Source organism: Streptomyces sp. G45, from assembly GCF_049542095.1.
GTDB lineage: Bacteria > Actinomycetota > Actinomycetes > Streptomycetales > Streptomycetaceae > Streptomyces.
This window is the reverse complement of record NZ_JBMUZU010000001.1, coordinates 1,229,809-1,242,440: the sequence shown is the minus strand read 5'-3', so window position 1 is coordinate 1,242,440 and position 12,632 is coordinate 1,229,809. Positions and strand designations below refer to the sequence as shown.

The 12,632-nt window shown below is 75.7% G+C and carries 2 protein-coding genes and 1 pseudogene; all 3 read left to right on the top strand.

Annotated elements, in window-relative coordinates:
* Positions 1-94 precede the first annotated feature (94 nt).
* The 3 genes and pseudogenes from ACOBQU_RS05020 to ACOBQU_RS05010 all read left to right on the top strand — a co-directional run bounded on the left by ACOBQU_RS05020 (position 95) and on the right by ACOBQU_RS05010 (position 12,591).
* Complete coding sequence (locus tag ACOBQU_RS05020) at positions 95-1,030, top strand: proline iminopeptidase-family hydrolase (protein WP_423624692.1); 936 nt, start codon at positions 95-97, stop codon at positions 1,028-1,030.
* A 94-nt stretch (positions 1,031-1,124) separates the two neighbouring features.
* Positions 1,125-11,243, top strand: a pseudogene (locus ACOBQU_RS05015) (SDR family NAD(P)-dependent oxidoreductase); the annotation flags it as partial.
* Between the two features lie 100 nt (positions 11,244-11,343).
* Positions 11,344-12,591: a cytochrome P450 gene (locus tag ACOBQU_RS05010; protein WP_423624691.1), complete on the top strand. Its 1,248-nt coding sequence runs from the start codon at positions 11,344-11,346 to the stop codon at positions 12,589-12,591.
* Positions 12,592-12,632 lie beyond the last annotated feature (41 nt).

The window sequence follows — 12,632 nt, the reverse complement described above, 5'->3', positions numbered from 1 at the left end:
GACAGCTCCCCCACCCATCCCCTCGGATGTGCACGCCGCGCGCGGGGGACGCGGCACCGCAGTGAGAACGACCTGAAACTGAGGCGGTTGAGAAATGGCGTCCACGCCCACGGCCAAGGGAACCGTTCCCTTCCGGGAGTACAAGACCTGGTACCGCGTCACGGGGCGGCCGGGAACGGGCCGCCCGGCGCTCGTCGTCGTGCACGGCGGCCCCGGCTCCACCCACGACTACCTGCTCGGCCTGACCGCCTTCGCCGAGCAGGGCTGGCCCGTGGTGCACTACGACCAGATCGGCAACGGCGGCTCCACCCACCTGCCCGACGCCGACCCCGGCTTCTGGACCCCCGAGCTGTTCCGCGACGAACTGGACAACCTGCTCAACCGGCTCGGCATCGCCGACGACTACGTTCTGTTCGGGCAGTCCTGGGGCGGGATGCTCGCCGCGTGGCACGCCTCCGACCGGCCCGCGGGCCTGCGCGGCCTGGTCATCGCCAACTCCCCGGCCTCCTACCCGCTGTGGCTCGCCGAGATGGACGTGCTGCGCGCCCAACTGCCGCCCGGCGTCGACGAGACGCTGCGCAAGCACGAGGCCGCGGGCACCACCGACAGCGACGAGTACATCCAGGCGATGCTCGTCTTCTACGCCCGCCACGTCTGCCGCCTCGACCCCTGGCCCGGCGAGCTGATGGCCTCGTACATGGAGGCCGTCACCGACCCGACGGTCTACCACACCATGAACGGGCCCAACGAGTTCCACGTCATCGGCAGCCTGCGCGACTGGTCCGTGATCGACGGGCTGCCCCGCATCGACGTGCCCACCCTGATCCTGTCGGGCCGCCACGACGAGGCCACCCCCGTCACCGTGCAGCCCTTCCAGGACCTGATCCCCGGCGCCCGCTGGGAGATCTTCGAGGAGTCGAGCCACTCCCCGCACTTCGAGGAGCCGGAGCGGTTCTACGAGGTGCTCGGCGGGTTCCTCGACACGCTCCGCGCGACCGGCGCGCGGACCACGACGGTGAGCGGAGGCTGAGACGACCGTGGATGCCAAGGTCGAGGAGATCGTCGAGGCGCTGCGCGGCTCGCTCATCGAGAACGAGAAGCTGCGCCAGGACAACGAACAGCTGCGGGCCACCGCGGACGCGGCCGCCGAACCCATCGCCATCGTCGGCATGGCCTGCCGCTACCCCGGCGGCGTCACCACCCCCGAGGGCCTGTGGGCCCTGGTCGACGAGGGGCGCGACGCCATCGGCCCGTTCCCCGCCGACCGCGGCTGGGACCTGAGCGCGCTGTACGACCCCGAGCCGGGCAAGCCCGGCAAAACGTACGTCCGCGACGGCGGGTTCCTGCACGACGCGGCACAGTTCGACCCCGAGTTCTTCGGGATCAGCCCGCGCGAGGCCCTCACCATGGACCCCCAGCAGCGGATCCTCCTGGAGATCACCTGGGAGGCCCTGGAGCGGGCGGGCCTCGACCCGGTGGCGCTGCGCGGCAGCCGCACCGGCGTGTTCGCCGGGGCCATGTACCACGACTACGGCATCACCAGCAGCGACGGCAGCCTGGTGTCCGGCCGCGTCGCCTACACCCTCGGCCTTGAGGGCCCGGCCGTCACCGTCGACACCGCCTGCTCGTCGTCGCTCGTCGCGCTCCAGTTCGCCGCGCAGGCCCTGCGCACGGGGGAGTGCACGCTGGCGCTGGCCGGGGGCGTCAGCGTCATGGCGACACCCGAGACGTTCATCGAGTTCAGCGAGCAGCGCGGCCTGTCGCCCGACGGCCGCTGCCGCTCCTTCGCCGCGTCCGCCGACGGCACCGGCTGGAGCGAGGGCGCGGGCGTCCTGCTCCTGGAGAAACTGTCCGACGCCCGCCGCAACGGCCACCCGGTCCTCGCCGTCGTCCGCGGTACGGCGGTCAACCAGGACGGCGCGTCCAACGGGTTCAGCGCGCCCAACGGCCCCTCCCAGCGCCGCGTGATCCAGCAGGCCCTCGCCGCCGCCGGGCTCACCCCCGCCGACGTCGACGCCATGGAGGGCCACGGCACCGGCACCTCGCTCGGCGACCCCATCGAGGCGCAGGCCCTCCTCGCCACGTACGGACAGGGCCGCACCGAGCCGCTGTGGCTCGGCTCCGTCAAGTCGAACCTCGGGCACACCCAGGCCGCCGCCGGTGTCGCGGGCATCATCAAGATGGTCGAGGCCATGCGGCACGGCACGCTGCCCCGCACCCTGCACGTCGACGCGGCGTCCCCGCAGGTCGACTGGGACGCCGGGAACGTACGGCTGCTCACCGAGGCCCGGGCCTGGCCCGACACCGGCAGGCCGCGCCGCGCCGCGGTGTCGTCGTTCGGCGTCAGCGGCACCAACGCCCACGTGATCATCGAGCAGGCGGAGCCCCTTGAGACCACCGGGACCGACGACGACGCCGGGCCCGCCGCGCGCACGTCACCGGACGTGCCCGTGCCCCTGCCGCTGTCCGCGAAGTCCGAGGCCGCGCTGCGCGCCCAGGCCCGGCAGGTGGCCGACCACCTGCGGGCGGCGCCCGGCCTCGACCCCGTGGACGTCGGCTACTCCCTCGCCGTGTCCCGGGCCGCGCTCACCCGCCGCGCCGTCGTCGTCGGCCACGACCGCGACGAACTCCTCGGCCAGCTCGACGCGCTGGCCGCCGACGCGCCCCTCGGCGGCGCCGCCCGGTCCAGCGGCCTGACCGCGTTCCTGTTCACCGGGCAGGGCAGCCAGCGCCTCGGCATGGGCCGCGAGCTGCACGCGGCGTTCCCCGTGTTCGCGCGCGCCTTCGACGAGGTGTGCGCGCTGCTCGACCCGGACGTGCGCCGCGTCGTGTGGGAGGACGAACCGGCCCTGATGCGCACGGAGTTCACTCAGCCCGCGATCTTCGCGGTGCAGGTGGCGCTGTTCCGGCTGTGGGAGTCCTGGGGCGTCGCGCCGGACTTCGTCGCCGGGCACTCCATCGGCGAGGTGGCCGCCGCCCACGTCGCCGGGGTGTTCTCCCTGGAGGACGCCGCCGCGCTCATCACGGCCCGGGGGCGCCTGATGGGGGCGCTGCCGCCCGGCGGCGCCATGGTGGCCGTCGAGGCCACCGAGGACGAGGTGACGCCGCTGCTCGGCGACGGCGTCGGCATCGCCGCCGTCAACGGCCCCTCCGCCGTGGTGCTCTCCGGCACTGAGGACGCCGTCACCGCCGCCGTGGAGCGCCTGCCCGGGCGCAGGACGAGCCGCCTGAAGGTGTCCCACGCCTTCCACTCGCCGCTGATGGACCCCATGCTCGACGACTTCCGCCGCGTCGCGCGCACCGTGGCGTACGCCGAGCCCCGCGTCCCCGTCGTCGCGGCGGGCGACGTGACGGACCCCGAGCACTGGGTGCGGCACGTCCGCGAGCCCGTGCGGTTCCTGGACGCCGTGACCCGCCTGGAGGCCGAGGGCGTCACCCGCTACCTGGAGCTGGGCCCCGACGGCGTCCTGACCGCCATGGCCCGCGGCTGCCTCACCACCACCGCCGACACCGCGACCCTCGCCCCGACGCTGCGCCGCCGCGAGCCGGAGCCCGCCGCCGCCCTCGCCGCCCTCGGCCAGCTGCACGCGGCGGGCCTGCGCGTCGACTGGGCGGGTGTCTTCGACGGGCGCGGCGCCCGCCGCGTCGACCTGCCCACCTACCCCTTCCAGCGGGCCCGCTACTGGCTGGACAAGCGCGGACTCGGCGGCGACGTCGGCACCGCCGGGCTCGACCGGGCCGACCACCCGCTGCTGGGCGCGCTGGTGCCGCTGCCCGGCTCCGACGGCGTCGTGTTCACCGGCCGCCTGTCCACCGGGGCCCAGCCCTGGCTGGCCGACCACACCGTGGCCGGGACCGTCCTGCTGCCCGGCACCGCCTACGTGGAACTCGCCGTCCGCGCCGGTGACCAGGTGGGCTGCCGCCGCGTCGAAGACCTCGTCCTCGGCGTGCCGCTGATCCTGCCCGCGCACGGCGGCGTGCACATCCAGGTGGCCGTCGACGCCCCCGACGCCTCCGGGCGCCGCCCCGTCGCCGTCTACTCCCGCGCCGACGACGCCCCCCTCGACCGCGAGTGGATCCAGCACGCCGAGGGCACCCTCGCCCCCGACGCCACCACCCCCTCCGGCGACCTCACCGCCTGGCCGCCGCGCGACGCGACGCCGCTTCCGGCCGACGCGCTGTACGAGCGCCTGGAGTACGGGCCGACGTTCCGCGGCCTGCGCGCGGCCTGGCGGCGCGGCGACGAGCTGTTCGCCGAGATCAGCCTCCCCGAGGGCGTCGACGCCGGGGGCTTCGGCCTGCACCCGGCGCTGCTCGACGCCGCGCTGCACGCCCTGGACCTGACCGAGCAGGACGCCACGGTCCTGCCGTTCTCCTGGTCGGACGTCACGCTGCACGCCGAGGGCGCGACGGCCGCCCGGGTGCGCCTCGCGGTCCGCGCCGACGGCTCCGTCGCCCTGGACCTCGCCGACGCCCTGGGGCGGCCCGTGGCGTCGGTCGGCTCGGTGACGCTGCGGCCGGTCACCGCGGACGCGCTGGCGTCGGCGTCGGCCCGCGCGGCGGACGCCCTGTACCGCGTGGAGTGGGTCCCCGCCACCGACGGGCGGCCCGCGGCCGGTGCCGCCGCGGTGAGCGTCCACCACTGCCCGCCCACCACCGGCGCCACGCCGTCCGCGGTGCGCGCGGTGACCGCCGACGCGCTGGCGGCGGCGCAGGCCGCGCTCGACGGGGACGCGACGCTCGTCGTCGTCACCCGCGGCGCCACCGACGGCACCGACCTGGGCCACGCCGCCGTGCAGGGCCTGATCCGCGCCGCCGAGAGCGAGAACCCCGGGCGCTTCGTCCTGGTCGACACCGACGCCCCCGACGGTGACCCGGACAGCGGCCCCGACGGCGCGTTCGACGCCGAGGCCCTGCTGGCGTACGGCGAGCCCGAACTGCGGGTCCGGGGCGGCGAGGTGCTGGTGCCGCGCCTGGCGCGGGCGGACACCCCGCCCGGCGGCCCCGAGACCCCCGCCTGGGGCCCCGACCGCCCCGTCCTCATCACCGGCGGCACCGGCGCCCTCGGCGCCCTCGTCGCCCGGCACCTCGCCACTCGGCACGGCGTCCGCCGCCTGCTGCTGACCAGCCGCCGCGGCCCCCAGGCGCCCGGAGCGGCCGAACTCGTCGAGGAACTGGACGCGTCGGGCGCCCAGGCCGAGGTCGTCGCCTGCGACGCCGCGGACCGCGACGCGCTCGCCGCGCTCCTCGACGGACGGGACATCGGCGCCGTCGTGCACGCCGCGGGCGTCCTCGACGACGGCGTGCTGGCGTCGCAGACCCCCGAGCGGATCGAGGCGGTGCTGCGCGCCAAGGCCGACGCCGCCTGGCACCTGCACGAGCTGACCCGCGGCCTCGACCTCGGCGCGTTCGTGCTCTTCTCGTCCGTCGCCGGAGTCATCGGCGCCCCCGGACAGGCCAACTACGCCGCCGCCAACGCCTTCCTCGACGCCCTCGCCCGCCACCGGCACGCCCAGGGGCTGCCCGCCCAGGCCCTCGCCTGGGGCCCGTGGGCCGGGGCGGGGATGGCCGAGGGGCTCGACCAGGGCGGCCTTCGCGCCCTGACGGCGGAGGACGGCCTCGCGCTGCTGGACGCCGCCGTCGCAGCCGCCGCCGAACCCGCCCTCGTACCCGCCCGGTTCGACACGGCCGCCCTGGAGACGCCCCCGGCGATCCTGCGCGGCATCGTGCGCGGCCGGGCCCGCCGCGTCGTCGACGCCACCGCGTCCACCACCGACGCGCTGCTGGCCCGCCTCACCGGGCTCAGCGACGAGGAGCGCGCCGCCGAACTCGTCGCCCTGGTCCGCACCCAGGCCGCCGCCGTCCTGCGGCACACCGGCGCCGACGCCGTCGACGCCGACCGGGCCTTCCGGGACCTCGGCTTCGACTCGCTGACCGCGATCGAGCTGCGCAACCTCCTCGGCTCCGTCACCGGCCTGCGCCTGCCCGCCACCCTCGTCTTCGACTACCCGACCCCCAACGACCTGGCCCGGCACCTCCTGGACGAGCTGTCCGGCGCCGTCGGCGCCGCGCCCGCCGCCGCCGTCGCGGCCCCGGCCGACGACGAGCCCCTCGCCATCGTCGCCATGGCCTGCCGCTACCCCGGCGGCGTCGACTCGCCCGAAGCGCTGTGGAAGCTGGTCGCCGACGGCGTCGACGCCATCTCCGAGTTCCCCACCGACCGCGGCTGGGACGTCGAGGGCATCTACGACCCCGAGCCGGGCGCGCCCGGCAAGTCGTACGTGCGCGACGGCGGGTTCCTGCACGAGGCCGCCGCGTTCGACGCGGACTTCTTCGGCATCAGCCCCCGCGAGGCCAAGGACATGGACCCGCAGCAGCGGCTCCTCCTGGAAGTGTCCTGGGAGGCCCTGGAGCGGGCCGGGATCGTCCCCGCCACCCTCAAGGGCAGCCCGACCGGCGTGTTCGCCGGAGTGATGTACCACGACTACCCGGGCGGCACCGGCGGCGGCAGCCTCGTCTCCGGCCGCGTCGCCTACACCCTCGGCCTTGAGGGCCCCGCGGTCACCGTGGACACCGCCTGCTCGTCGTCCCTGGTGGCGCTGCACTGGGCGGCGCAGGCGCTGCGCACCGGCGAGTGCTCCCTCGCCCTCGTCGGCGGCGTCACCGTCATGGGAACCCCGCAGACGTTCATCGACTTCAGCGCCCAGCGGGGCCTCGCCCCCGACGGCCGCTGCAAGTCCTTCTCCGACACCACCGACGGCACCGCCTGGGGCGAGGGCGTCGGCGTCCTCGTCGTCGAGCGCCTCTCCCAGGCGCGGCGCGCCGGGCACCCCGTCCTCGCCGTGCTGCGCGGCAGCGCCCTGAACCAGGACGGCGCCAGCAACGGCCTCACCGCGCCCAACGGCCCCTCCCAGCAGCGCGTCATCCGCCAGGCCCTCGCCAACGCGGGCCTCACCGCCGCCGACGTGGACGCCGTCGAGGCCCACGGCACGGGCACCACCCTCGGCGACCCCATCGAGGCGCAGGCGCTGCTCGCCACGTACGGCCAGGACCGGCCCGAGGGACGGCCGCTGTGGCTCGGGTCGATCAAGTCGAACATGGGCCACACCCAGGCCGCGGCCGGGGTGGCGGGCGTCATCAAGATGGTCGAGGCCATGCGGCACGGCACGCTCCCCAGGACCCTGCACGTCGACGAGCCCACCCGGCAGGTCGACTGGGCGGCGGGCGACGTCCGGCTGCTCACCGAGGCGCTTGACTGGCCGCGCGACGGCCGCCCGCGCCGCGCGGGCGTCTCCTCGTTCGGCATCAGCGGCACCAACGCCCACGTGATCATCGAGGAGGCACCGGAGTTCGAGGCGCCCGCCGAGGAGCGGCGCGAGCTGCCCGTCGTCCCGATCGCCGTGTCCGCGAGGACGCCCGCGGCGCTCCAGGCCCAGATCCGCCGGATCGGCGCGCTCGTCGACGGCGGCAACGCCCTCGACGTGGCGTACACGGCGGCCACCGGCCGCGCCGCCCTGGAGCGCCGCGCCGTGCTCCTCGGCCCGGAGACGGTCACGGGGGAGCCCGGCACCGGAAAGGTCGGCTTCCTCTTCACCGGCCAGGGCAGCCAGCGCCTCGGCATGGGCCGCGAGCTGTACGAGCACTTCCCCGCCTTCGCGGCGGCCTTCGACGAGGTGTGCGCGGCCACCGGGCTGCCCCTGAAGGACGTCATGTGGGGCGACGAACAGGCCCTGAACCGCACCGAGTTCACCCAGCCCGCGATCTTCGCCCTGGAGGTGGCCCTCTTCCGCCTCGTCCGCTCGTGGGGCATCGCCCCCGACATGCTGGCCGGGCACTCCATCGGCGAACTCGCCGCCGCCCACGCCGCGGGCGTCCTCGACCTCGCGGACGCCGCGCACCTCGTCGTGGAGCGCGGACGGCTCATGCAGACGCTGCCCGAGGGCGGGGCGATGGTGGCCCTCCAGGCCACCGAGGAGGAGGTCGCGCCGCTGCTCACCGACGGCGTGGGCATCGCCGCCGTCAACGGCCCCTCCGCCGTGGTCGTCTCCGGTGCCGAGGACGCGGTGACGGCCCTCGTCGCGCACTTCGCCGACCGCAAGACGAGCCGCCTCACCGTGTCGCACGCCTTCCACTCGCCCCTGATGGACCCGATCCTCGACGACTTCCGCAAGGTCGCCGAGTCCGTCACCTACCACGAGCCCCGCATCCGGCTCACCAAGGACATGGGGTCGGCCGACTACTGGGTGCGGCACGTCCGCGACGCGGTCCGTTTCGCCGACGACGTACGCCGGTTGGCCGACGACGGCGTGACCCGCTTCCTGGAGATCGGCCCCGACGGTGTCCTGACCGCGATGGCGCAGCAGACCGCCGACGGCACCATGGCCGCCACCCTGCGGCGGGCGCACCCGGAGACGGAGAGCCTGTTCACCGGGGTCGCGCGGCTGTACGCCGCGGGCGTGCCGGTCGCCTGGGACGCGGTCCTCGCCGGGCGCGGCGCGCACCGCGTCGACCTGCCCACCTACCCCTTCCAGCACACCTCGTACTGGATGGCGGAGCAGCCCAGGGACGTCGCCGGGCTCGACCTGGTGGAGCACCCGCTGCTCACCGCGCACGTCGCGCTGCCCGACACCGGCGGCGCCGTGTTCACCGGACGCCTGTCCACCGACGCGCAGCCCTGGCTCGCCGACCACGACGTCCTCGGGACGCTGCTGCTGCCCGGCACCGGCCTGGTCGAACTGGCGCTGCGGGCCGCCGAGCGGGTGGGCTGCGCGACGGTCGACGAACTGACCCTCCAGGCGCCCCTCGTGGTGCCCGAGAAGGGCGGCGTCGCCGTCCGCGTCGTCGTCGGCGGCCCCGACGACTCCGGCGCGCGCACCGTCGAGATCTACTCCGCCCCCGACGACGGAGCGGACGACCCGGCCTGGGCGCGGCACGCCACCGGAACCCTCACCCCGGCGGCCGCCCCGGCGCCGTCCGACCTGACCGCCTGGCCGCCCAGCGACGCCACACCGCTGCCCGTCGAGGGCGCCTACGAGCGGCTGCTCGCCCGCGGCTACGACTACGGGCCGGTCTTCCAGGGCCTGACGGCGGCCTGGCGGCGCGGCGCCGACGAGGTGTTCGCCGAGGTCGCCCTCCCCGAGGGCGCGGAGGCCGCCCCGTACGGCATCCACCCGGCGCTGCTCGACGCGGCCATGCACGCGGGCCTCATCGAAGACGGCGGCGACGGCGAGGGCGGCGAGGCGGGCGGCGCGGTCCTGCCGTTCTCCTGGAACGGGGTGACGCTCCATCAGGCCGGTGCGTCCGCGCTGCGGGTACGGCTGACGCGCCGCGACGGCGAGGACGGCTCCTCGGTGCTGGTCGCCGACGAGACCGGCGCGCCCGTCCTGACCGTCGACACCCTCGCCGCCCGGCCCGTCTCGCCCGAGCAGCTGCGCTCCGGCGGCGACCGCGAGTCGCTGTTCACCCTCGACTGGACCCCGGCCCCGGCCGGTTCCGCGCCGCGGGCGCCCCTCACGGTGTACGAGGTGCCGCGGGCCGAGGGCGCCACGCCCGACGCCGTGCGCGCCGTCGTCGACCAGGTCCTGGCCCGCCTCCAGGCGGGGCTCGCCGAGGACGGCAAGGGCGAGGGCGGGCTCCTGGTGGTCACCCGCGGCGCGGTGCCGGTCGGCGGCAGCGGTGTCGACCTCGGGCAGGCACCCGTGTGGGGCCTGGTGCGGGCCGCCGCCGCGGAGAACCCCGGCCGGTTCGCGCTGCTCGACCTCGACGCCGACACCGCCGTCGCGGACCTGCCCGACCTGCCGGACGAGCCCGAACTCGCCCTGAGGGGCGGTGAGTTGTACGTGCCGCGGCTCGCCCGCGTGCCCGCGGCGGCCGTCGACACGGACCGCGCCCCCTGGGACCCGGCGGCCACGGTGCTCGTCACCGGCGGCACCAGCGGCCTGGGCGCCCTGGTCGCCCGGTACCTGGTGACCGCCCACGGCGTCCGGCGGCTCGTCCTGACCAGCCGCCGCGGCGAGGCCGCCCCGGGCGCCGCCGACCTGCGTGCCGAACTGGCGGCGCACGGGGCCCGCGTCGACGTCGAGGCGTGCGACGTGGCCGACCGCGCCGCCCTCGCCCGGGTCCTCGACCGGCACCCCGTGGACGCGGTCGTGCACGCCGCCGGAGTCGTCGACAACGGCCTGGTGCGGGGCCTCACCCCGGAGCGCCTGGCGACGGTCCTGAAGCCCAAGGTGGACGGCGCCTGGCACCTGCACGAGCTGACGGCCGACCGCGACCTGTCGGCGTTCGTGCTGTTCTCCTCCATCGGCGGCCATCTGCTGGCCGCGGGGCAGGGCAACTACGCGGCCGCCAACGTCTACCTGGACGCGCTCGCCGAGCACCGCCACCGCGCCGGACTGCCCGCGACGTCCCTGGCGTTCGGCCTGTGGGCCGCCCGCACCGGGCTCGGGGAGCTGGACGAGGCCGACCTGCGCCGCATGCGCCGCATGGGCCTGCCCGCGCTCGACGAGGACGAGGGCCTGGCCCTCCTGGACGACGCGCTGCGCACCGGCGCCCCCGCCCTCGCGCCGTTCCGCCTGGACACCGCCGCCCTGCGCGGCCGCGACGCCGCCAAGCTGCCCGCCGTCCTGCGCGGCCTGGTGCCGACGCCGCGCCGCCGCACCGGCGGCCCCGGCACGGCCGCCGCCCAGGACGGCGGCGCGGAGCTGCGGCGGCGCCTCGCGGCCGAGGCCGACGCCGCCGCCCGCGAACGCCTGCTGCTCGACCTGGTGCGGGCGCAGGTCGCGGCGGTCCTCGGGCACGACGACGTGGACGCCGTCCGGCCCGACCGGGCGTTCAAGGACCTCGGCTTCGACTCGCTCACCGCCGTGGAACTGCGCAACGGCCTGCGCGCGGCGACCGGCCTCAAGCTGCCCGCCACCCTCGTCTTCGACCACCCGACGCCCGTCGCGGTGACCGGGGAACTGCGGGACCTCCTGGGCGCCGACGACCAGCGGCCGACGGGGGCGTCCGTCGAGGCGGAACTGTCCCGCCTGGAGGCGGCGCTGGCCGCGGCGGCGCCCGACGCGGAGGCGTACACGCGCGTGGCCGACCGGCTGCGCGCCCTGACGGCCGGATGGATCGAGACCCACCGGCCCCATGAGAGCGACGGCGACGAGAGCGACGCGACCGACCTGGACGCGCTCTCCGCCGACGAGCTGTTCGACGTCCTCGACGGCGAACTCGATCCGCGGTCCACGCCCTGACGGCGACCGGTCCGCACCCGCGGCACACCGACACCCTGCCGATGACACACCGATTAATACCTGCCAAGAACCGACGGAAGACGACAAGGGGGGCCACCTCATGGCCACCGACACATCTGGCATAGACGACGCGAACCAGCGGGCGGAGGACGCGCTGATGGCGCTCCTCATGCCGCCGCACCCCATCGACCCGTTCCCGCACTACGAGACGCTGCGGTCGGTGAACCGGGTGCACCAGAGCAAGACCCTCGGGGTGTGGGCGCTGAGCGGGCACGCCGAGGCCACCGAGTTCCTGAAGCGGCCCGACGTGCACAGCGGCGCCCGCGTCGCGGGCCAGATGCGCCCCGACTGGGCCGACCACTCGTCCCTGCGCCTGTACCTGAACTCGATGGTCGCCCTGAACCAGCCCGACCACAGCCGGGTCCGCGTCCTGGCCAGCCGGGTCTTTACGCCCAGCAAGATCAAGTCGATGCAGCCCGTGGTGGAGCGCCTCACCCGCGGTCTCGTCGACGGCCTCGCCGAGAAGGCCGCCGGTGGCGAGCCGGTCGACCTCGTGGAGGCGCTGGCCACGCCGTTCCCCGTCGCCGTCATCTGCGAGATGCTCGGCATGCCGTTCTCGGACGGCGAGCGCCTGTGGGAGCTGTCCGACGACTGGTCCCGGGTGTTCGCGGGGATGTTCTCCGACGAGGACCTGGAGCGCGCCAACACCGCGGCCGACGAGCTGTCCTCGTACTTCAAGAACGCCATCCACGAGCGCCGCGCCACCCCGCGCGAGGACCTGCTGACCTCGTTCGTCAAGGAGGCCGACGGCGGCCGCCTCGACGAGGAGGAGCTGATCGCGCTCATCCTGTTCCTGTTCACGGCGGGCTTCTCGGCCACCACCAACCTCATCGCCGCGGGCATGGCCGCGCTCCTCGACCACCCCGACGAGCTGGCCCTGTGGCGCAAGGACAAGAGCATCACCGCGTCGGCCGTCGAGGAACTGCTGCGCTACAGCACCCACAACACCGCCTCCAGCCGCCTCACCACCCAGCCCGTCACCGTCGGCGGCACCGAGATCCCCGAGGGCGTCCTCGTGCTCGCCCTGCTCGCCGCCGCCAACCGCGACCCGGAGCGGTTCCCCGACCCGCACCGCCTGATCCTCACCCGCGACGACGGCCCGCACCTGAGCCTCAGCGCGGGGGCGCACTTCTGCTTCGGCGGCACCCTCGCCCGCATGGAGGCCGCCGAGCTGTTCCCGGCGCTGATCGACACGTTCTCCGAGATCGAACTGGCCAAGGAGCCCGAGCGCCGCGGCGTGATGGGCATCACCAGCTACGCCACGCTGCCGCTCGCCTTGCGGCGCTGACTCACCGCGCGATCAGCGAGGGTCCCCGTGCTGACACCAGC